The organism is Nocardia sp. NPDC052112 (genome assembly GCF_040680135.1).
Classification (GTDB): Bacteria; Actinomycetota; Actinomycetes; order Mycobacteriales; family Mycobacteriaceae; genus Nocardia.
On record NZ_JBFAWD010000051.1, the window covers coordinates 1 to 22,049 of the forward strand.

A 22,049-nucleotide genomic window follows, 5' to 3' on the forward strand; every position below is an offset into this window, starting at 1 on the left:
CTACGAACGCGCGCTGGTCTTGGTCCGCCCGGATGGTCATGTCGCCTGGCGCGGCGATTCCGTCGACGACGACCCCGCCGCGATCCTGGCCACCGTTACCGGACATGTCATCGTTCCCGCCGCCGCACCTCAGGAAGAGGTAACTCGATGAGCACCCCGACCTCCGCAACTGTTCGCGACGCATTGTCGATGCGCACCCTCGGCGAAGCCCTGCTTGCGACCGCCGCCGTGCGCGGCGACAAACCGGCCCTGGCCGCCGAAGACGGCACGCTGGCCTACACCTGGCGCGAATACGGCGAGCACGCGCGCCGGGCCGCGGCCGGGCTGGTCGGACTCGGAATCCGGCGCGGCGACACGGTCGGGCTGTTACTGAGCAACCGACCGGAGTTCCACCTCGCCGACGCCGGTGCGCTGTTGATCGGGGCGACACCGTTCTCGATGTACAACACCTATCCGCCTGAGCAATTGGCTCACCTACTGACCGATACCGGTGCCCGGGTCGTGATCACCGAACCCGCCCTGCTGCCAGGAGTGCTGGCTGCCCGCGACTTCGAGAGCACAGCCGTCGACACGATCGTCGTAATCGGTGAACCTGTCGAAGGCACGACCCCATGGTCGACGGTGATCGAGACCGATTCCACCACCATCGATCTCGATGCCTTGATCGAGGCGGTCGCACCCGACGACATCGCCGTCATCAGTTATACCTCGGGAACCACGGGCGCTCCCAAAGGCGTTCAGCTCACCCATCGGAATCTGCTGGCAATGGCCGATTCGGTTCTGCAGGTGATGGCCGTAGATGCCGAGTACCGGATGCTGTCGTACCTGCCGATGGCGCACGTCGCCGAACGGGTCTGCAGCCACTACATGCCGCTAGTCGTCGGCTACTCGATCATCAGCATCCCGGTGCTGAACCAGGTCGGCGCCGCGCTGCCGAAGTTCCACCCGCACATGTTCTTCTCGCCGCCGCGGCTGTGGGAGAAGCTGCGCGCGGCCATCCAGGCAAAGATCGCCGCCGAGGTAAACGTCGAATTGCGGGCACAGCTCACGCGTGCGATCGAGGTCGGCGCCGAGGCGGTGCGTGAACGACAGGCCGGGCGCGAGCCGAGCGATTCGCTTGCGACAGAATTGAATCAGACCGCCCCGCTGCGCGCCGCGATCCGCGCCGGCCTGGGTTTGGACGAGATTGTGGTCGCCATCGTCGGAGCGGCGCCGGTCCCACCGCAGGTCATCGAGTTCTTCCACGCCCTCGGCATCCCGCTGCAGGAGATCTACGGACTGTCCGAGACCACAGGTCTGATCACAATGACCCGCGCCGACGAGGTGAAGCTGGGGTCTGTCGGCCGCGCGCTGCCCGGTATGGAGATCCGCCTCGCCGACGACGGGGAGATCCTCGCCCGCGGACCGCTGATCATGGCCGGTTACCGCAATCGGCCGACGGCCACCGCCGAAATCATCGACACCGATGGCTGGCTGCACACCGGAGACATCGGAGAATTGGCGGACGACGGATATCTCCACGTCGTCGACCGCAAGAAAGAACTCATCATCAACGCCGCCGGAAAGAATATGTCTCCGGCGAATATCGAGGCCCGCATCAAAGAAAGCAGCCCGCTGATCGGGCAGGCGTGCGCCATCGGGGATGGCAGGCCCTACAACGTTGCCCTGATCGTGCTCGATGGCGATGCCGTCAGCGTGTTCGCAAAGGAAAATGACTTGTCGGACACTATGATCCAGCAATTGGCAAACGATCCCGTTCTGCACACGGCGGTGCAATCGGCCATAGATCGAGCCAACGCGGGTCTGGCACGAGTGGAACAGATCAAACGCTTCACAATCCTGCCCGTCGAATGGCAGCCCGACAGCGACGAGATGACACCGACCTCGAAATTGAAACGCCGTCCGATCGCGCAGAAATACGCCGCAGAAATCGAAGCGCTTTACGCGTGATGAACCGTGGCCTTGTTCCGGCTCGGATATAGGCACAGAAAGGAGAATTCCATGTATATCGCCGTTGTTATTCTTGCGATCCTGCTCGCGCTGGCGTACTTCGCGGCAGGGATTTCAAAGGCCATCGGCGCCGAGCAGGCCATGGCCACGGCCGATCACCTCCGCGTGCCACACGCCCAGTATCGGGTGATCGGTGCACTCGAAATCCTCGGCGCTGCCGGGGTATTGGCCGGAATTGTGTGGGGATGGCTGGGTGTGGCTGCGGGAAGCGGACTACTCGCGCTCATGCTCGGTGCACTTGTCACTCACGCGCGTGCGAAGGATCCGGTGAAAGCCATGGTCCCAGCGCTGATTCTGGGGCTGATCGCCGCGGCATTCATCGCTACTCGCGTGCTCACCCTCTGATTATTCGACACTCGAACGCCGACCGCCCCGCGGCGGTTGGCACTCCGACCAGGAGGAAGTAAATGAAACGAGGCACGGCCACAACGGCCCTGTCACCGACGACACGTGCGCACATCGTGCTCGCGGCTGCCGTATTGGCTGGGGCCTATGCCACCTCTCAGGCGTATGCCGAGTCCGCACCCGGCGGCTGCGCGGCAGGTGTCGTGGAGATCTCCAATGCCGACGAACTGTCGGCGGCCCTCGCCGATACCTGTCCGCATGAGATCGGTGTCCGCGGGGTCGTATCCAGCGTAGGCACGATTCGTCTCGCGCCCGGTCAGCGACTCGTCGGTGTCACCGATGACGCCGCGATCACTTTTCCGCCAGCGGTCGACGGCATACAACTGACCAGCGACAACACCGTATCGAAACTACGGATCCAGGCTGATCCGGCTAAGCGGGCCATCTTCAACGACACCGCAGCGGCTGGCCTCGGCACGGTGAAGTTGGTCGGGCTCACCACCACCGGCCAAGTGCAATTGCTGGCAAAAGACCAGGTCCGCAGCGGTAATGTCACGGTGGACGGCCTCGACATCGTCGCCGCCGATACGTCGAGCCAGGAAAAGCCGCGCTACGTCTTCTACGGCAGCCCCCTGGAATCCAGGGAGGGCGCTTTCCAGCTGTGGAACCGGCAGCCCGATGCGGATTCGGTCATTACGGCCGACCTGCGCGGCATCTCCGTCGGGCGGCCCGATGCGCCAGTGGTCGGCAGCGGTGTGTCGATTTTCGGGGCGACCCCGATCACTGTGCCGACCCCCGACGGCACGCCGATCGGTGATGTTCTGCACGATCGCAGCCAGCACCCCACCTCCGGTAGCGTCCGTGTGTCCACCCTCGAGACCGGCGCTTTGCACACCGACGGCGGATTGAATCCGCTCGGGACGGACCGCGCACAGGTCGGATCCGGCGCGGTATTCATCGGCGCGCAGGCTCCCATTGACCGGATGCATGTCGGCGGTCCGATTACCACCCGCGGGCTGAACGCCGGCGGCGTCGACCTCTTCTCCGATATCAACTCCGTCACCTTCGACGGGCCCATCGAAACCTTCGGTCCGACCGGAATCGCCATCGTCAGCTGGCCGCATGTCGGAATGCTGACCGCCAACGGGCCGGTGACCACGCACGGTCTCGGCGCTCGCGGATTGAATGTCTACGCCGGTCACATCGACACCGTTCGAATGCACGACATCTCGACCGACGGCCCGGGCAGCCCCGCGATCGATGTCTTCGCCGATATCGACGACCTGGGCGTCGACGGCCGTGTCACAGCCAACGGCCTGCCCGGCCCGAGCCTGGTACTCGGCAACTTCACCGTGCTGCCATCGGACGCGCTGCACGTCGCCGAAGGCGGCAATGTCGACACCGCAACCGTCACCGGACCGCTGCGCACCACCGCTCCGGGGACATCCACCGTTCTCGTCGGTCCGCACAGCCGGGTCGGAACCCTGTGTGTGGCAGGCGGAATCGAGGCGACGGGACTGGGTTCCAAACCGGTCGACAACCAGGGGACGCTCATCCTGCAATGCCCCGCGTAACCGCAGTGACGCAGTAGCTCGACGGTGCCGCTCGGCGCATCACCGAGCGGCACCGAATTACCAAGGAAGGACCTGATGGCAACGCAACTGACTGTCACACAATCGTTTCCGGCTCCGCCGGAGGCGGTACTCGATCTGCTGCGCGACCGTGAGTTCGTCACGGCATGTGTGCAATCGGTGAATGGACCCGATGCCCTCGTAGTCGCGCACGAGGTCTTCGAGACTCGGCTGATCGTGCTCTCCGAAAGTCCGGTTCCGGCCTCGATTCTGCCCGGTCCGATGCGAAACATGCTGCCGTCCAACGCACGTGGCACAAAGTCGGAGACATGGACATCGACCGCGGGTGGCTATTGCGCGGAGATCGAGATCGCCGTCACCGGTGCCCCCGCCACAGTCGTGGCCGAGGCCACCCTTTCGGCCACCGCGACCGGGTCTCTCCTGTCGATCGTCGGAACAGCCGAGGTCAAGATCCCGTTCGTCGGTCCCAAGATCGAGAAGATGATGGTCGACCAGGCCAGCGAACGGCTCGATGCCGAAGGTGAATTCATCAACGCCCGATTGGGTACCGGCACCGTCCCGGCATAGGCCCGAAGGAGCGCCATTCATGAGCATCAATCTGGTTCGCTACCAACAGCCATCGCTACAGGATGCGGCCTGGGGCGTGGTCTCCGGCGACGATGTGCTGCCGCTGCCGACCGAATACAGCACAACCGCGGAGATTTTGGGCGAAGGCGTCAAGGTGGCCCGTCGCCTGCTCGCCGGGGAATCCAAGCCGTCACCGCTACCGTTGCGAGCGCTACGCCTGCTCAGCCCGGTGACGCGTCCGTGCCGGATCGTGGCCCAAGGGGCCAATTTCAAGACCCATCTGATCGAAAACAAGATGGACCCGAATCGGTCGTTCAACGTGTTCTTCACAAAATCCACCGCGTCGATGTCCGGTCCGACCGATGACATCGTCCGACCGGCGAACGTACAGCTGCTCGACTACGAGGTCGAACTGGGCATCGTGCTCGGCAAACCGATTACGGGACCCGTGACCGTGACACCGGACGAGCTGGACGACTATATCGGAGCGTTCGTCATCGCCAACGACGTCAGCGCCCGCGACGTCCAGCTCAGCGAGAACCAGTGGTACAAGGGCAAGAGCTATCGCACATTCTGCCCGGTCGGGCCGTACCTGACGGTGCCGGATCCGGGGGAGGCGTCGCGGTGGTCGGAGCTGCAGCTGCATCTCGAGGTCAATGGCGAGCTGCGTCAGAACGAACAGGCCTCGGATATGCTGTTCGGCCCGGCCGAGACCCTGACCGAGCTGTCGCAGATCGAAGATCTCGACGTCGGTGACCTGCTGATCACCGGTACCCCCAGTGGTGTGGCTCTGAAGCTGCCCAGCGCCATCGCCCAGCGTGTGGCCGGTCTCCTGCCGGAAGCGCGCCGATGGCCGCTGTTCGTCAAAAGCCAGCTGCGCACCAGCGGATATCTGCAGCCCGGGGACCTCGTCACCGCCGGTATCTCCACCGCCGACGGCGCGCTCGACCTCGGCACCCAGCGCAACCTGGTGAGTTCCCCCTGACCGTCACGATCGAAGGCTGTTCAACGGTGAACAGGATCTACCCCACGAACATCACCGGTTCCGGCCAACCGCGAAACCGGTTGTCCCACAGGCCGAAGTAGCCCGCGGAGGCCTCATCATGTCCGAACTAATCGATGGATCACCACCGTCGGCGCTGCAGATCGTGCGCGCGAATTTCACCGACACGGTCGTATCGGGCGTGGAAACCTTCGGGCGGGTCGTGCGACTCGGGCTCGACGCGGTGCGTGGCATCGCGACCGACACCGTCCGTTTGCGCTTCCAATGGCGAGAAATGCTGCAAACCGGCTGGTTTCTCATCGCCGTGACAGCATTGCCCGCCATCTTGATGGCCGTCCCGTTCGGTGTCATCGTCTCCGTGCAGGTCGGCAACCTGATCAAGAACCTCGGGGCCGATGCACTGCTCGGCGCGGCCAGTGGACTGGGCATCATCAAACAAGGCGCGCCGATCGCGACCGGGCTGCTGCTGGGCGGTGCGGGTGCCGCCGCTATCGCTGCCGACCTGGGAGCCCGCACGATCCGCGAGGAGATCGACGCGCTGCGGGTGATGGGCGTCGATCCGATCCACCGTTTGGTCGTCCCGCGGATGGCCGCCATGGTGATCGTGGCCCCGCTGCTGAATGTCTTGATCATGTTCGCCGGGGTTGTCGCCGGATATCTGGTCGCGGTCGTGTCGCAGGGCGTGACCTCCGGAAGTTATTGGGCCACCTTCGGATCGTTCACCGTCGTCGCCGATGTCGGTGTGTCACTGGGCAAGTCGATCATATTCGGGTTCCTGGTGGTGGTGCTCGCCTGCCAGCGCGGGATGGAGGCCCGTGGTGGTCCCCGTGGTGTCGCCGACGGTGTCAACGCCGCGGTCGTGCTGTCGGTTGTCTCGATCGTTCTGGTCAACCTGGTGATCTCGCAGCTGGCGGATATGTTCCTGCCCGTGAAGGTGGCGTGATGACACCGTCTACCTATGCTCCGTATGGTCTTCGACGGCTGTCCCGGCTTGTTCGCTGGGTAATCGCTCCGGTGGAAGCTACCGGATTTGTGCTCGGATTCGTCTGGCAGGTGCTGTCGGCCATCCCCGAGACGATCTATCGCTACCGGGCTGAGACCATGCGACGGATCACCGATATGACCTGGGGGAGAGGGTCATTGATCGTCGGCGGCGGCACGGTCCCGATGTTGATCGTCCTCGGTGCGGCCATGGGGACGCTGGTGGGGATCGAGTCGTTCGCAACTCTGGATATGATCGGGCTCGGCCCGCTGACCGGCATCGTGTCGGCCTTCGCCACCACCCGCGAACTCGCGCCGATCGCGGCGGCGATCGGCTTCGCCTCGCAGGCCGGGTGCCGGATGACCGCGGAGATCGGGTCGATGCGGATCTCCGAGGAGATCGACGCACTGGAATCGCTTGGCCTGCGCTCGATTCCGTTCGTTGTCACCACCAGGATGATCGCGGGGGCGGTCGCGATCGTCCCGACCTTCCTGGTCGCTTTGATCCTGAGCTACCTGTCGTGTGCCACGGTGATCGTCACCATTCACGGCCAAGCGCGCGGTGTCTACGACCATTACTTCTTCCAGTTCGTCAGCGGTGGCGACATGATCGCTGCGGCGATCAAGATCCTCGTCCTGGCGGTCGTCGTGATCCTGATCCATTGCTATCAAGGCTTTTTCGCCCACGGCGGCCCCGAGGGAGTCGGTATCGCCTCCGGCCGGGCCGTGCGGGCCAGCTTCGTGGCGATCATCGCTGTGGACATGGTGCTCACTCTGGCGTTGTGGGGATTCAACTCACCGATCGAGTTCACGGGGTAATCAGTGAAGAACTATGGATTGCCCGGGGTGACCGGTGATCGTCGGCGGTCGATGCGGACGGGAGCGGCCGCGATCACCGCAGTCGTACTCGTCGCCGCCGGTTGGACCGCCATGGATCGCCTGCAGGGCGAGGATCAACTGCACGTGACCTTGCAAACGCAGCAGATCGGCGACGGCGTCGATACCGGAACGCGGGTACGGGTGCGTGGTGTCGAAGTCGGGCAGGTCGCCACCATCGAGCCCCTCGGCGGTGACCGGCAACGGATCACGCTGAGCCTGAACCGCTCCCAGCTGTACGGACTCGACGACAGCCTCGACGTCGATAACGTCCCGGCCAACACCTTCGGCATCAGCGTCATCGAACTGCGCTACGGACCGGGCGGAGCCCCGCTGGCCGACAACGCCACCATCGATCTGACCGGTCGCCACGCCGCCCGGGTCGACGACGCCACTATGGGCAGCCTCATCCGGTCCCTGACCCAGACCGCCACTCAGGTACTGACCCCGCAGTTCGCCGAGGTGCTGCGCCAGGTCGCCACCGATCTGCGCGCGTTCACCCCGATCCTGCAGACCATCGTCGTTGCCGCACAGTCGATCGCCGACACCCAGAAATACGCGGCGTCCTATCTCATCCAGCAATACAGCTCCACGCTGGAGGGGGCCGCACCGATGATCGACGGAACGATCAATTTGCTCGACCGCATCAACCGCATCGAGGTCCTGCAGACCGACAAGCCGCTGTTCGACGCCGGTGTGGCCATGATCGTCGAGAACGTGTGGCCCGCTCTGGGCGAACTCGGCTTGTCGATGCACCGCAACCTCGGCGACTACACCACCATGCTGGCACCGTTATTGGCCACCATCGCGCAAACGGTGCCGGCGCCGCAGCGCTCGAGTGCCGAGCTGTCGCAGCTTCTCGATCGCCTCAACCAGGATTTCACGGATGCGTCCGGTGGCCCCGCGGTGAACCTGCGGATTGTCCTGCACGATGTTCCCGCCATCGCTGTCCCGCTGCTCGGTCCAGAGCCTGCGCAGGGGGGAGCGCGATGATCCGGACTCTGATGCGTCTCGCGGCGTTCATCGTCGTTATCGCGGTGATGTTCGTCGTGATCATCCAGGCGATCACCCGTCCGGTCGCTGGCGCAACCGACAGCTACACGGCTCGGTTCACGGATGCCAGCGGTCTGAAAACCGGCGATGACGTGCGCATGTACGGAGTCGCGGTCGGCAAGGTCGGCGCCGTCACTCTCGACGCAAGCACCGCGGCGGTTCGGCTCACCGTTGGACGCGGGCATCCAATTTTCGACAACACCATGCTGGCCATCCGCTACCAGAATCTGACCGGCCAACGCTACGTCGATATCCAGCAACCACAGCAAGCCGGTGGCGCGGTGGCGGCGGGTGCCACGATCGACACCCGCCACACGCTGCCGTCGTTCGACATCACCACGCTGTTCAACGGACTGCAGCCCGTGCTCTCGGAGTTCTCCCCAGGCGCACTGAACCAGTTCGCCGAGAGCATGCTCGCGGTGATCGAGGGCAACGGAAACGGCATCGGCCCCGCTATGGAAGCGATCCAGGGGCTGAGCCGCTACGTCACCGACCGCCAGCACGTGATCTCCGCGCTGGTGCACAACCTGCAAACCATTTCCGACCAGCTCAGCGGCCGCTCGCCCCAGCTGATCACCCTCATCACCGGTCTCGCCGACGTTTTCACCGCCCTGCAACAGAAGCTCGACGGCATGGTCGACTACGCCCTCACCGTGCCACCGGTCCTGCTGCCGCTGGACCACCTCGCCGCCACCCTCGGACTTGCTCCCGACCCGAATACCGACTTGAACACTCTGGTGCACAATGCTTTTCCCGATCCGAAGCAGGCGCTCGACGTTCTCGATCGTTTACCGGGACTGCTGCAGTCGCTGAACGCGCTGGTCGCCGCGCCCGGACCGGATGTCAATTCGGCCTGCTCACACGGAGATGCCCCCGTGCCAGGAATCATGCAGGTGCTGCTTCGCGGGCAAAGGATCTCGATATGCAACCGTTGATTCGGAACCGGATCTGCAAGTCGGCCATGATCTTTCGCAGGCGCGGTGCCACGAACGCCGTCTGGTCGGACCTGCGTTTAGGTGTCGTCGGAGTCGTTGTCGCCGTCGTGGTACTCATCGCCGCCGGCCTGATCTATGTTCTCCCCCTTGGCAAGACGACCTATCGTGCTCGCCTGCCGGAAGCGGGTGCGGTTCGAGTGGGCGACGATGTCCGTGTCGCGGGCGTTCCGGTCGGCACCGTCACCGAGCTGACCCTTCGGACCGATCACGTCGACATGGCCTTCACTGTCGCCGACGAGACCTTCGTCGGTGATCAGAGCACCCTCGATGTCCGCATGCTGACTTTTGTCGGCGGCCACTATGTCGCACTCACACCCGCTGGAACCCGATCACTCGGCGGCGCAACGATTCCCGCGGACCATGTCCGGCTGCCCTACGGCCTGATGCAAGTCTTCCAGGACGCGGTCCAGCCCATCCACGATGTCAATGGAGACACCCTGCGCAAGAACTTTGCCGCCGTCGAGACCGCACTGACCGACACTCCGGACGGTCTGCGCGAGATGGGCTCGGCCATAGATTCCCTGGTCGACATCATGGTGCAACAGAACAATGACATCTCCCGAACATTGGCGCTCGCCGACGAATACCTCACCTCGATCAACAACGCGAAATCTGTCTTCGGCCGCTTGATCCACAACATCGATCTCGTCGAGACCGTGCTGATCGACAAACGTGCCGAAATTCAACTAGCGGTCGATCACACCGACACACTGTTCTCCCGGATCGCCGCGATCGAAACCCCCTGGCAGGACACGCTGCAACCGATGGCTCAACGACTCGCCGATGCCATCCCCGACCTCGAACAGCTCCTCGACCGCCTCGGCGCCGTCATCAACGGTGTCCACGCGCTGGGCGAACAACTGCGCGCCCACACCTCCGGTGATGGTGACCCTACCGTCGACCAGTCCGCCGCAGTCGTCCAAGGCTCTGGGCTCTGTATCCCGGTGCCGGGGCGGGCATGCTGATGTGGCACAGGATCCTCGCCTCCCGCGGCTTCATGTCGGTGACCACCGTCGCGGTGCTCACCGCAGTGATCACAGCCGCCTACCTGCTGGTGCTGCATCCGATCCACAGGACGATGTCCTACTGCGCGGTCATGCCGGACTCGGTCGGTCTCTACGTCGGAAATCACGTCACGCTGCTCGGTACCCCGGTCGGCACCGTGACCTCGATCGCGCCGCAGGGCACTCGCGTGCAAGTCGATTTCACCGTCGACGCACGCTACCGGCTCCCCGCCGACGCTGCCGCGACCACCGTGGCGCAGACGCTGGTGGCCGATCGTGACCTCGCGGTGCTCGGCGATCGCAGCGCCGCAGGCCACTGGGACCCCGACCACTGCATCACCAACACCCTGACGCCCAAGAGCATCAGCGAAACCCTCGACGCGCTCAACAAGCTCGCCGACGAACTCAATGGCGACGATCCAGCTCACCAGAATCAGATCGGCGGAGGTATCGCCGCGCTGAACAATTCCACGACCGACCTCGGCCCCCGAATCAACGCCATCATCAAGAAACTAAGTGTCGCGCTGGCCTCGCCGGATGCGGCGATCGGGCACATCGGCGACATTGTCGACGCGCTGACCGACCTGGCCGCCAGCACCGCGGGCGGGTGGGGCGATATCAAGTCGATGCTGACCCGATTCGCTCCGGTCTTGGACCAGGTCAACAACGAACTCTTCACGCCGGTGATCAGCATCCTCGATTCGCTGTTCCGGTTCCTGCCGATCTTCAACGAGATCACCGTGCGCTACGGGAGCGTGCTGCGCCGTGGCCTGGACGCGACGGTGCCGCTGGTGCGGTTCCTCGGCGCCAATGTCGCCACCCTGCAGGACATCATCACGATGATCCCGCCGATCACGGCTGCTTTCACCAAGTCGATCGATCCGGACACCGGTGTCGCCTCGGTCACCTACGCGCCGCCGAAAGTCGCTGTCCCCGTGGAGGATTCGCAACAAGTGTGCGATGCGATCAATGCTGACGCACCGGGCCGCTGCACCGAAGCCGCGAACGGATTGGTCGACGTTCAACTGCTTCAGCTCGTACTCGGAACGGCGGGTGCACGATGACACCGAGACTCGGCATTACGAGGCCGCCGAACCGCATCCGGAAGTGCCGCGGCGTGATCGCCGCCGCGTTGGCCGTGGGGATGATCAGCGGTGGCAGCGCCTGCAGTTTCGACCCGTCGTCGGTGCCAGTGCCCGGTACGTCGGTGTCCGGCCAGACCTATCCGGTACTGATCGAGTTCGCGAGCGCACTCAATCTGCCCGCCCGTGCCAAGGTCGTTGCCGGCGGGGCGCAGATCGGCGATCTGTCCCGAGTGAACGTCATCGACGCGTCCGCCACCCGGCCCGGATACGTCACCGCGCAGGTTCGCATCAGCGACTCGGTGAAACTGTCGGTCGACACCACCGCGCAATTACGGCAGAACACCGTGCTCGGCGACGTCTACATCGCCCTCACGACTCCACCGGGCAGCGCCTCGCGAACCATGGAGCCAGGCGCGACAATTCCGCTGTCGCATACCAGCCCGGCACTGCAGATCGAGGATCTGATGGCTGGGATGGCGACCTTCTTCAACAGCGGTGCCGTCAATCAGTTCCAGAACATCATCGACCGGATGAACCGGATCCTGCCGGCGGATCCCGCGAATACCGCACACACCTTCGACGTCATCGGCTCCGATCTCACCGATGTATCCAAAAACCTCGAACAGGTCGACTGCTTCCTCGATGCGCTCTCGGCCGACAGCGCGGTCTTCCTCGACAATGGCGAAGCGTTGAGCGGACTGCTCACGGAGCAGGGCGCAGCGCATGTCACCGGGGCGATCACCTCCATCGTCGAAGTCTTCACAATCCTGAGCGACCTCGGAGTCGTCGCCCACGACTGGGTGTGGGCGGCACCCCTTACAGCCTCCGGCGACGCAGCGGCCAGCGCATTCGTGCCCCTGGTACTCGGCAGTCGGCCACTGGATCTGAGCGCTCCGTCGAACCTGAACAAACTCGTGGCATTGCTTCGCGACAAGATCATCCCCTTCGCCGCGAACCCGAAGGTCAACATCGCCGGAGTAAACGCGGCGGCGTCGGTTGCTGCTCCGGTTGCCGCTTCCGATCAGGTGGATCGAATCATCGAGACGCTGCGCATGATCGGAGCGGTGCGATGAAGACCGCCACGATTGCTTCCCTGGGCGCCATCGCCGCGGTATTCATCCTCGGTGCGTCCTATCTGACATTCGGTGTCGCCCGCGTCGACTGGTTCCACGGCTACACCACAGCGACCATGACCCTCACCGACTCCGGCGGCCTCACCGATGGCTCACCGGTACTGCTGTCCGGCATACCGGTCGGCCGGGTCATGAATGTGGACAACACGGCGACCGGCGTGCAAGTACGGCTTCGGATCGCCGACACTTTCCACATCCCCGCTGCCAGCACCGCCCGCATCGAAGGCCTGTCCGCGCTGGGCGAGCCCTATATCGAATTCACCCCCACTGCCGGTGGCGGGCCATACCTGCGCGATGGTCAGGTCATCGATACACAGGCCATTCGCATGCCGACGTCGATACCCCAGGTCGCGCGCACCGTGACGAAGCTGCTGAACCAGCTCGATCCCGCCGCCATCGCCTCATTGATCAACACCATCGCTCAGGCTCTGGCGGGAACCGAGGCGATCGTTGCGCCGCTGGCCCGCTCGACCGACCTGCTGGCCGCAACCATCCTCAGCCGCACCCCACAGATCCGCGGCCTGCTCACCGACCTGCAGACAATGGGCGGCGATATGGACTGGACCGGCCCATCGATGGCCGCCGCCGGACCGCTGTGGGGGCAGCTCGGCACTCGAATCGACGGACTCACCCAAGTGATCGCCAACTTCGTCCGGCACAGCCAGATCCCCGGCCAATACACCGACGGCGACGGCTTGGTCCCGTTCCTCAACTACGTCTCGGCCTACCTCGACAAGATCGGCCCCGACCTGAAAACGCTCGCACCCGCCATCGCGCCGCTGGCTACGACCGCCACGAACGCGGTCCCGCGCATCGATATCAGCGCTCTCATCTCCCAAGCGCTCGACGCCACCACCGCCGACGGCTCCATACCCCTGCGAATACATATCAAATAACCCCCCACCACGAAGATTGGAGTGACATGTCAACCGAGACAGTCGAAAAGGACCTCACCGACAGCCAACAGACCGGTTCGGTGGACCCGCCACCGGCCCCGCCCACCGCAGCACGACACCGAGCCACCATTGCCCTTCCGCTGTCGACCGTGATCAGCGTGGCGGTCGCGGTGATCATGACGCTCATTGTGGGCGTACTGGCCTGGCTGCTGGTTTCGGCTCAGCGCGATTTGTCCGACCGAGACAACGCTGCCGCCGATCACAAACACGCCGAACAGGTCGCCACCGACTACGCCATCGGCGCCTCCACCATCGACTTCCACGACCTCGGGACGTGGCAGGCCAAGCTGAAGGCCCACACCAACCCACCGCTGGCCAACAAGTTCGATGCCACCGCACCGAAGCTGAAGGACATCCTGATCCCACTGCAGTGGACCTCGACCGCCAATCCCATTGCCGCTGTGGTCACTTCGGACAATGGCGGGATATACAAGGTCAACGTCTTCTTGAACGTGTCCTCGACCAACGCCCAGACACCCAACGGCGGGCAAACCACCGTCACCTACACCGTCACCGTCGACGGCAACGACAACTGGCAGATCTCCGACGTCGGCGGCATGGACGCCGCGCTCCCGGTGAAGTGAGGCCAGGCGTTTTCAATGCTGCTCAGCCGCCGATCCTTTTGCCAGAGAACAATATTGAGGACAGGCGAATGAGAAAAATCTTCCGGCAGATCGTATGGCGCCTGCGGGCCAAGACCGGCGCACGATCGCTGTTCTGCCGATCCTGCGGTCTGGCTCTGTTCTTCGCGGTAGATTCCCCGCGGGGCTACTGCTCATCCAGATGCGCTGAACGACACGTCGCACGTCTCGCGGCCTATGTGCAGATTCGGTTCTGATCGAACCCTCGTGGCAGGGTCCCCGATGGGGCGGCAAATGCCCGTCGGCGGTCGGTAAATGCGAGGATAGAGCCATGTCCGCACGTCCACTAGCCTCGAATGTCGGCGACAACGTCGAATTAACCGATTCCGATGTGCCGGTGCAGGTCCAGATCTACCGGCAGTTGCGAGCCGAGATTCTCGACGGGCTCTGGATAGGTCGTGACGATTTTCCGGGTGAACGTGATTTGGCCGCTCGGTTCGGAGTGAGTGTCATCACCTCTCGGAATGCGCTGGAAAGACTGGCGCGTGAGGGGCTCGTCGACCGGGGCCGCGGGCGTCGAAGCCGCGCTACTTTCGTCGCTCCACCCGACCCTGCTGTCGAACCCGCTCTCCAATTCTTTCCCCCGGATCGGGATTCGAAATTACGGTACGAACTGATCACTGCGTCGGTGGATGTCGCGCCTGCGGCGGCGTGCCGAGCGTTCGGTCGCGAACCGGGCTCTCGTCTCTGGCAGGCGCTGCGGGTGATTTCGTATCGCGGTGCGGCGCAGGTGGTCACCCACCATGTTCAGCTGCCCGAGATCGGTGAACGCCACCGCAAAAGCGACCTGCGGACAATGCATATGATTCCGCTGCTGGAATCGGAGGGAGTCAGGGTAGCGAAACTGTTTCGTCAGACCCAGGCTGCCGCGGCACCTCCGATAACAGCACACCATCTCGGCTTGGCCGCCAACAGCCCGGCGCTGATGATTGTGGTCAGGCTCGAAGATGCCGAGGGCGAAACGATCGAGTGGATGCGGGCTTACGGTCCGCCTGACCGGCCCATCTCCGAAGAAGTCATCGACCTCACCGAGGCGCGATAAGTCATCGGCTTCCCCTGATTTCCGATTTCGGGCTCTGTAGCAGAGATCGCTTGGGCCCACACGGAATTGACCGTGTGGGCCCAAGACCGATGGCGCTACGTATTGTCGGTGGCGTGGATCGACAGCAGTTCGATCAGCGGGGTCAGCGACTCGGGGTTGTGCAGGTGGGGATAGTGGTCTTCGCCGTCGAGCAGGACTGCGTGCCGATCGAGTTCGAGCAGGTGCTCGGGCGAGCCGAGCGGATCGAGGGTACCGGCCGCCAGGATCAGCGGTGCGCGGCACTGCGATACGACCTTCTGCATGTCATGTGTGCCGACGGCGTAGACCTGCTGGTCGAGGCAGAGGGTCCACGCGCCGTCGTGTTCGGCTGTGGCCGTATCCCACCAGCGCCGGACGGTCGGCGTAGCCGCGTCGGTGGCCGCCTGCGCCGAGATGAGGCTCAGGAGGTGATCTGTTGCAACCGCCTTGGAGGGAAAGGCTTGCGGTGGCGTGGTCGCCATCGCTCGCGCCACGTCGTCGGCTCCCTCGGGCCAGGGATCGGGTTTGACGCCGAGGGCACACACAGCCTGGATGTCGAGGCCGTACCGCCCGCTTCCGAGCATGATTGCGATGACTCCACCCAGGGAGTGCCCGAGGATAATGAGCGGTTCGTCTGGATCCAGAACTTCCGCCACGGCTCGGGTCATCGACTCGTAGGAGTAGTCGGGAAGACGTGCGGATCGCCCGTGACCGGGCAGATCGATCACAATCCATCGACCGGACCTGTGCTTGTCGAGGAGTTCGAGCACGCCGGTCCACAGGTCGGCCGTCTGGCCGAGCCCGTGCAGCAGCAGCAAGGTAGGGCCGGTTCCCGTCGTGCCGCCGCGGCGGAGATAGGGACCGGATTCGATTGGGCTCGGCATGCCCTATTCGCTTCCTCGGCCGTTGTCGCTGAGATAGTCGTGAACTGGGACGGCCGGGGCAAGGTTGAGATCGGTGACGATGTGGCTGACCGACTCGACGCCGCGGACCGGAAGGTCGGCCAACGGTGCCAGCGCGTGGTCGAACAGTTGTAGCCGTCCGGGGGCCGTCCAGGCTTCCTTGACCGTGACGTCGGTGATCTGGGTGCGTACCAGATCCGCCACCCGCGGTCGGAAGTCGTAGCCGGGAACGAGTTTGATCATGTACGTCGGCACGGTGATCTGTGCTTTCGCCTGGACCGGGTCGAGCGGGAAGTGCTTGTAGCCCATGGTGGCAGTGGCGACGCGCAGCGTGCCGATGTCGAGTGTCCCGACCAGTGCACCGTGATCGACGTAGAGGCGCGGTGCGCCAAGGACTTTGGGATATGCCGACAGCTCGCGCCCGCCCACGGTTGCCGGGAAGTTGTCGAGGTACATCGCGTGCAGGTATTCACCCTCCTCGTCACCGAGGCGGACTTTCACCGCGATACCGGCCTCGGTGTAGGGGCCGAGGCCGCCGATGTCGCCCATATGCATGATTTCGAATCGCACGAGGGGTTCGTCGATCTCGAGCGGTTCGGGGACGATCGCGCGCAACGTGTCGAAGTCGGTGCGGTAGACGATGTTGAGATATTCGCGGTCGTAGAAACGGTTGGCGGCTAGCGGATACGGTGGTGCGCCCAGCGGGGTGGCCAGGTGGGTGAGAACTTGATCGCGTTTCATGCGGGTCCTTGCGTTCGAGAGATCAGGCGGTTCGCCAGGTGGACAGGTAATCGGGGTCTTCGATGTCCAGCGCGTCGCCGCCGACGTCGAGCGGCCGGAAGGTGTCGATCATGACGGCATTGAGGGGTTTGATGTCGACCAAGCCGTCGTTGAACATCGCGACCGACATTTCGAGTTCACCGGTGTGGGGTCCGTGGATGAATCCGGCCGGGTGCCAGGTGATTGATCCCTCGGTGATGCCGTGCCCGCCTCGCCCGCCATCGCCGTAGAACATCAGCTCGTCGGAGTCGACATTGGCGTGGTGGTACGGCACGATGACGGCCTCGGGGTGGTATTCGGACTTGTGCGGCACGAACGAACAGATCACGAAGTTGGGGCCCTCGAAGGTCTGGAAGGTCGGCGGCGGCTGGTGGACGCGGCCGGTGATCGGTTCGAAATCCGCCACGTTGAAGGCATACGGGTACAAGCAGCCGTCCCATCCGACAACGTCGAAGGGGTGGTGAGCATAGACGTATCGTGTTCCGCCGGTGCGGTGCCGGACGAGCACCTCGACGTTGTCGCCCTCGACCAGCAGGGGTTGTGTGGGGGCACGCAGGTCGCGTTCGCAATAGGGGGAGTGTTCGAGGAACTGGCCTCGCTGGGACATATATCGGCGAGGGGCGTGGATCGTTCCTGTCGACTCCACGATCAGCAGGCGGGTCGGTTCCGCGTCCGAGGTCGGTACCCACCGGTGCGTCGCCGAGGTGGGCATGACGACATAGTCACCCGCGCCGACCTCGAGTACGCCGAAGACCGATTCACAACGCGCGGTGCCGGATTCGACGAAGTAGAGCTCATCGCCGATGGCGTTGCGATATAGCGGGCTGGGCCGGTCGGCGGCGACGTAGGAGATCCGGACATCGGCGTTCGCGGCGAGCAGACGCCGCCCGGTGACCGCATCGCCACCGGTATCGAGTTTGTGCGTGTGCAACAGACGAGGCAGCAGCGGGTGATTCGGCTCGGTGTGGTCTCTGCCGATCTCCCACACCTGCGCGGATACCGCGTCGGAAGGGGAATGGCGGTGGTAGAGCAGGGCCGAATCGGAGGAGAAGCCCTCCGTGCCCATCAGCTCCTCGCGATAGAGGGAGCCGTCGGGCTGGTGGAATTGCGTGTGCCGCTTGTGTGGGACCTCGCCCACCGAACGATAGAAAGGCATGGCTGATCTCCGAATACGTTGTTAGAACCTGTTTTTCAGCCAGTCGACGATGATTTCGCCGGCCTTCTCGCGCGGGTCATAGGAAACAGGGGCCTCGGGCAGCAGCATCAGATAGTGATGGGCGTAATCGAGTTCGACCATCGTCTTGTCCTCGACCGGGATGCGGGAGAAGATCTCGCGTTGCTCCTGTGGCAGGGCGTCGGTGTCGCCCAGGGGGGCGATGACGAGGCTCGGCACGGTCAGATGTTCCGCGGCATGGGTCCACTCGGCCTGTGCGGACAGTCCGCTCCAGGTCGACAGCCATGCGCGAGCGGTGAGGATACGGCCGAGTGCGACCGGACCATACGAGCCGCGCAGCGGATGACCTTGCGCGAAAATCGATCCCAGCATCCGATGATTCGGATCGATCGAGGGATCCAGATGCGCGGGATTGGCAACCGTGCCGTAGATACTCATATATGGGCTCATCAGGGCACGGCGTGCGGTCGGCGTGCTGATCCGCTCTGGATCGACCGCAGCCCTGGCGTCCTGATAGTCGGCGATGGACGTGCGCGCGAGCAGGTCCAGCCGTCGCGCTCGAGCTTGTTGCGCTCGGCGATACTGCGCCAGCCACTCGTGGTCGTAGCTGCTCGGTTCCGGATAGGGCCGGTATCCGTTGTCCGGATTGAACATATCCAGCTCTGGATCGATCGCCAGCGGGTTGGACTCGTCGACCACGGCCGGATCGAGCATGTTCAGCATGATCATGCCCTCACCGGCGTGGGGTGCGACGGCGATGAACAGATCCGCGGCGGGCATGTCCTCGTCGGCGAACTTCGTCTGCTCACCATGGGGTGCGACTGTGATTCGATCGCTCGGTGCCAGCGTGGCCTGCCACTGGTAGTAGGACAGCAATGAGGTGCCGCCACTGCTGCCGATCAGGATGATTTTCTCGAAACCCCGGCTCTTCAGGAATCGGATACCTGCCGCGGTGTCGCGCACTACCTCTTCGTGCACCATGTCGGAGTCGTTGTTGAGGGCGCGGCTGGTCTGTCCCCACACCGCGTACCCCGCAGCCAGCAGATACGGCGTGAGGTACTGCCGGGTCTGGTTCTCCCGTGGATGCATGAACACCGCGACCACCTTCGGCTGCGGGCCGGGCGGCAGATGCAGGATTCCGAAAGAGAACGCGCGATCGGACGCCAAGATGTCGACCAGCTCCCGCTGGGTGCCGGTGGGCAAGGAATCGACGTTGTAGGCGTTGATGTTCCCCCGCACCAGCCGTTCGGACGCCACGAACATCGGTGGTTGCATGAACGCCGGCACCGGCGTCGCAGGAAGTTTCGCCGTACTGACCATGAAAGACCTCCTTGTCTATGGGGCCGATCCCTGTTCGCCAGCCGTCTGGCGTGACCTCGACCTCGCTAAATCCCATAATCACATGTGAACTATTGATCGTCAATGAATTCGTGCCTAAGCTCGGGGTGACCGGCAACCCGACCCGCGGCTGCCGCCCGCCCTCTCGAACGCTGCGGAGGAAAGATGTCCAACCACCGAATCGGCCTGCTGGTTCCCAGCTCGAACACCACCATGGAGACCGAGGTGCCGGAGGTCCTGCGACGTGTGGCCCATCTGACGGGGCAACGGTTCAGCTTCCATTCCAACCGGATGCGAATGAAGACCGTGACGCCCGAGGAACTCGCGGCGATGAACGCCGACGCCGACCGGGCCACTATTGAGTTGGCCGACGCCGAGGTGGATGTCATGGCCTACGCGTGCCTGGTCGCGATCATGTCCCAGGGGCCCGGCGTACACCGTGGCATCGAACGCCGACTCACCGAACTCGTCGAACATCAAGCCGGAGGCGTTGTTTCGAGCGCAGGCGCACTGATCGAAGGCTTGCACCATCTCGGTGCAAAGAAAACGGCTATCGTCACGCCCTACGTCAAGCACCTCACGGCGAAGGTCGCCGACTATATCGAAGCCGAAGGCATAGAGGTCCATGACACGGTCAGCCTCGAGGTCGACGACAACCTTGCAGTCGGCAGGCTCGACCCGGCGGGTCTGAAAGGAATCGCTGCGGGCTTGGACCTCCGTGGGGTCGATGTCGTGGTGCTCTCGGCGTGTGTGCAGATGCCGTCACTGGAGGCGATCTCCGAAGTTCAAGCGGCCCTTGGTGTTCCGGTCATCACCGCAGCGACGGCGACCGCGTGGCAGATCCTGCAACGCCTCCGCCAACCAGCCGTCGCCGCTGATGCGGGTGCCCTCTTCTCGCAACCGCAGAGCTGACGGTTGACGGCAGCGGTCCGAGCGTCAAACGCGCAGGCAGGCAGGTGGGTCTCCACCGGATGCCGCGCCAATTCAGAACGGCACCTTCATACGCCACGGGCTTCTTGCGGGATCGTGCAGCGGATGAGCGAGTATGAGGAATCGGAAAAGCAGTAGTGCGCTCCCGATCTGCAGGATGCCGAGCGGAATCTCAGCGAGCACCGCGGTGCCGACTGATATCCAGACGTCCCTCGCGTCGGCGGTCATGATGTCGAACCACGCATCGACCAACAGCAGCAGGCCGGTGCCGAATGCCGGCAGCATCACCAGCTGACGATGCCGTCCTCCGAGGTAGGCCGTTGCCGCCATCATCGCGACCAACAGGACGTCGAAACCTACCCACACCGTCGACCAGTTCCGTGCGTGATACTGGGTCGGCAGCGTCAACGCGAGATAAACGATCCATGGGATCATCGCGAGCGAGCCGCCTGCCATCGCCCCCAACCGGATTCGCCGATACAGCCGCAGCAGTTCAGGCCGCGGCAGCACCCGTTCGTCCAACGCCCGCAGGCGTCGGATGAGCTCGCGCCGCTCGGCTGCCGACATGGTGGCGATCTCGGCATCGGATAGTCGTTGCGCCGGGCTCGGTCTGACGTCGTCGTCAGCTGGTTCCATCTGCTGATGGTGCCCGTCGGCGCCGACGGATCGGGAGAACTCGATGGGCATGTCGATCCAGTCACCGAGTACACCGTGGCAGTCCCATTCCCGCAGCCATTCGGCTGAGCTTGTGCCTGACCGATGAAACATGGCGCCATCAGCACGGTCAGTGTGAGCGCCATGGATGTCCGCTGCACTGGTGATGCGACGAATGCGGTTCGGGAGCCTTGCATATGACGGTGTCCTTCTGGGGGAGCGGCGTCCGGTGGACGGGTAGTTGACCAATTTCGAGATGGTGAGAAGCGCTGGGAGATCGGAAGATTCAGCATCGGCGTACGGCGAGCCGGTCACCGCATCCGAGCTGGACCCTGGCCGAGTCCGAGCACTCGCAAACCGTAGGTGTGATGTTGGCTACTGTCAATAAACAACTTGACATACGACACTTTTATATTTGGAAGTCCATCAGCCTTGCTAGCTGCACATGGCACGTCCGTGGCGCCAATGTGCAATATTGACAACTGACAATAAAACTGATAGCTTGTTGGCCAATAGCCAACAAGCATTGAAAGGCGAGGAGGTAGATGTCCATGCCTGGTCCATCCAGTTGCATGCGAGTTCGAGGCGCCGCTGAAATCGACCCGGCCGCCACCGAATCCGGTGACGCTTGTCGGCTCGTCTAGTTCACAATGGGAATTCGTCGCATCTCGGTGGGATTCGTGATCGAAGCTTTGGAATGCAATGCGGGCCGCGAACTGACCGGTCACCATTTCTGGAGCGCTAGATTTTCAGTGAAAGTTCGGATCTCGCCGAAGTTTGGTCAGATTTCGACACCCGGCTGGAGTCTCCGCGCCCCAATAGTTCCGCCGCACCCTGGTATCGGGGCGAGCTATGCCATATAGGAATGTTCCGGATTGTCAACAGCACGCCAATCCGGACCATCTGACGGCAGGTCAATTTGGACCATTTGGTCGGTTGTGTTGGTGGTTTCAGTCTTCAGTTGTGCTGG

22 protein-coding genes are annotated in these 22,049 nt (G+C 63.6%); 17 read left to right on the forward strand and 5 right to left on the reverse strand.

The genetic code is table 11. The annotated features are described in order from the left end of the window. Window positions 1-19: 19 nt before the first annotated feature. From AB0L58_RS42200 to AB0L58_RS42275, 16 genes are all read left to right on the forward strand, one after another. Window positions 20-151 (forward strand): hypothetical protein, encoded by a 132-nt coding sequence (locus AB0L58_RS42200; RefSeq protein WP_364397163.1) that lies wholly within the window; start codon window positions 20-22, stop codon window positions 149-151. Beyond that, on the forward strand, window positions 148-1,950 hold the full coding sequence (locus AB0L58_RS42205) for a long-chain fatty acid--CoA ligase (RefSeq protein WP_364397102.1): 1,803 nt from the start codon (window positions 148-150) through the stop codon (window positions 1,948-1,950). Before AB0L58_RS42200 ends, AB0L58_RS42205 begins: the two co-directional genes overlap by 4 nt. Before the next feature lie 51 nt (window positions 1,951-2,001). Then, window positions 2,002-2,355, forward strand: a complete 354-nt coding sequence (locus AB0L58_RS42210) for a DoxX family protein (protein WP_364397104.1) — start codon at window positions 2,002-2,004, stop codon at window positions 2,353-2,355. A gap of 62 nt (window positions 2,356-2,417) precedes the next feature. Then, window positions 2,418-3,929, forward strand: coding sequence for a hypothetical protein (locus AB0L58_RS42215; protein WP_364397107.1), 1,512 nt, complete (start codon window positions 2,418-2,420; stop codon window positions 3,927-3,929). A 75-nt stretch (window positions 3,930-4,004) separates the two neighbouring features. Beyond that, on the forward strand, window positions 4,005-4,514 hold the full coding sequence (locus AB0L58_RS42220; RefSeq protein WP_364397110.1) for a DUF2505 domain-containing protein: 510 nt from the start codon (window positions 4,005-4,007) through the stop codon (window positions 4,512-4,514). Window positions 4,515-4,533: 19 nt separating this feature from the next. Then, entirely contained in the window at window positions 4,534-5,499 is a 966-nt protein-coding gene (locus tag AB0L58_RS42225; protein WP_364397113.1) for a fumarylacetoacetate hydrolase family protein, read from the forward strand. Window positions 5,500-5,617: 118 nt separating this feature from the next. Further along, window positions 5,618-6,460 (forward strand): ABC transporter permease, encoded by an 843-nt coding sequence (locus AB0L58_RS42230; protein WP_364397116.1) that lies wholly within the window; start codon window positions 5,618-5,620, stop codon window positions 6,458-6,460. Next, window positions 6,460-7,317: an ABC transporter permease gene (locus AB0L58_RS42235; RefSeq protein ID WP_364397119.1), complete on the forward strand. Its 858-nt coding sequence runs from the start codon at window positions 6,460-6,462 to the stop codon at window positions 7,315-7,317. The genes AB0L58_RS42230 and AB0L58_RS42235 overlap by 1 nt, the downstream gene beginning before the upstream one ends. 27 nt (window positions 7,318-7,344) lie before the next feature. Beyond that, a complete protein-coding gene (locus tag AB0L58_RS42240) occupies window positions 7,345-8,367 on the forward strand; it encodes an MlaD family protein (RefSeq protein ID WP_364397122.1) in 1,023 nt (340 codons plus the stop codon). Then, window positions 8,364-9,362, forward strand: coding sequence for an MCE family protein (locus AB0L58_RS42245; RefSeq protein WP_364397125.1), 999 nt, complete (start codon window positions 8,364-8,366; stop codon window positions 9,360-9,362). The genes AB0L58_RS42240 and AB0L58_RS42245 overlap by 4 nt, the downstream gene beginning before the upstream one ends. After that, on the forward strand, window positions 9,350-10,387 hold the full coding sequence (locus tag AB0L58_RS42250) for an MlaD family protein (RefSeq protein WP_364397128.1): 1,038 nt from the start codon (window positions 9,350-9,352) through the stop codon (window positions 10,385-10,387). The genes AB0L58_RS42245 and AB0L58_RS42250 overlap by 13 nt, the downstream gene beginning before the upstream one ends. Further along, entirely contained in the window at window positions 10,381-11,490 is a 1,110-nt protein-coding gene (locus AB0L58_RS42255; RefSeq protein ID WP_364397131.1) for an MlaD family protein, read from the forward strand. Before AB0L58_RS42250 ends, AB0L58_RS42255 begins: the two co-directional genes overlap by 7 nt. Beyond that, window positions 11,487-12,584 carry an MlaD family protein gene (locus AB0L58_RS42260; protein WP_364397134.1) on the forward strand — a complete coding sequence of 366 codons (1,098 nt, stop codon included), beginning with the start codon at window positions 11,487-11,489 and terminating at the stop codon, window positions 12,582-12,584. Before AB0L58_RS42255 ends, AB0L58_RS42260 begins: the two co-directional genes overlap by 4 nt. Beyond that, window positions 12,581-13,540, forward strand: coding sequence for an MlaD family protein (locus AB0L58_RS42265; protein ID WP_364397137.1), 960 nt, complete (start codon window positions 12,581-12,583; stop codon window positions 13,538-13,540). The genes AB0L58_RS42260 and AB0L58_RS42265 overlap by 4 nt, the downstream gene beginning before the upstream one ends. 26 nt (window positions 13,541-13,566) lie before the next feature. Next, entirely contained in the window at window positions 13,567-14,184 is a 618-nt protein-coding gene (locus AB0L58_RS42270; RefSeq protein ID WP_364397140.1) for a hypothetical protein, read from the forward strand. A 328-nt stretch (window positions 14,185-14,512) separates the two neighbouring features. Next, window positions 14,513-15,283 carry a GntR family transcriptional regulator gene (locus tag AB0L58_RS42275; protein ID WP_364397143.1) on the forward strand — a complete coding sequence of 257 codons (771 nt, stop codon included), beginning with the start codon at window positions 14,513-14,515 and terminating at the stop codon, window positions 15,281-15,283. A 95-nt stretch (window positions 15,284-15,378) separates the two neighbouring features. On the opposite strand, the gene AB0L58_RS42280 is transcribed toward AB0L58_RS42275, so the two are convergent. The 4 genes from AB0L58_RS42280 to AB0L58_RS42295 are packed head-to-tail and all read right to left on the reverse strand — an operon-like array spanning window position 15,379 to window position 19,477. Continuing rightward, on the reverse strand, window positions 15,379-16,185 hold the full coding sequence (locus tag AB0L58_RS42280) for an alpha/beta hydrolase (RefSeq protein ID WP_364397146.1): 807 nt from the start codon (window positions 16,183-16,185) through the stop codon (window positions 15,379-15,381). 3 nt (window positions 16,186-16,188) lie between these two features. Next, window positions 16,189-16,944: an acetoacetate decarboxylase gene (locus AB0L58_RS42285; protein ID WP_364397148.1), complete on the reverse strand. Its 756-nt coding sequence runs from the start codon at window positions 16,942-16,944 to the stop codon at window positions 16,189-16,191. A gap of 22 nt (window positions 16,945-16,966) precedes the next feature. Continuing rightward, window positions 16,967-18,139: a homogentisate 1,2-dioxygenase gene (locus AB0L58_RS42290; protein ID WP_364397151.1), complete on the reverse strand. Its 1,173-nt coding sequence runs from the start codon at window positions 18,137-18,139 to the stop codon at window positions 16,967-16,969. Window positions 18,140-18,160: 21 nt separating this feature from the next. Next, complete coding sequence (locus tag AB0L58_RS42295; protein WP_364397155.1) at window positions 18,161-19,477, reverse strand: hypothetical protein; 1,317 nt, start codon at window positions 19,475-19,477, stop codon at window positions 18,161-18,163. A gap of 183 nt (window positions 19,478-19,660) precedes the next feature. Between AB0L58_RS42295 and AB0L58_RS42300 the strand changes: the two genes are divergently transcribed. Further along, complete coding sequence (locus AB0L58_RS42300) at window positions 19,661-20,407, forward strand: Asp/Glu racemase (protein WP_364397158.1); 747 nt, start codon at window positions 19,661-19,663, stop codon at window positions 20,405-20,407. Between the two features lie 72 nt (window positions 20,408-20,479). Here AB0L58_RS42300 and AB0L58_RS42305 read toward each other — a convergent pair whose 3' ends face one another. Then, window positions 20,480-21,061 carry a hypothetical protein gene (locus tag AB0L58_RS42305; RefSeq protein ID WP_364397161.1) on the reverse strand — a complete coding sequence of 194 codons (582 nt, stop codon included), beginning with the start codon at window positions 21,059-21,061 and terminating at the stop codon, window positions 20,480-20,482. Between the last annotated feature and the right edge of the window lie 988 nt (window positions 21,062-22,049).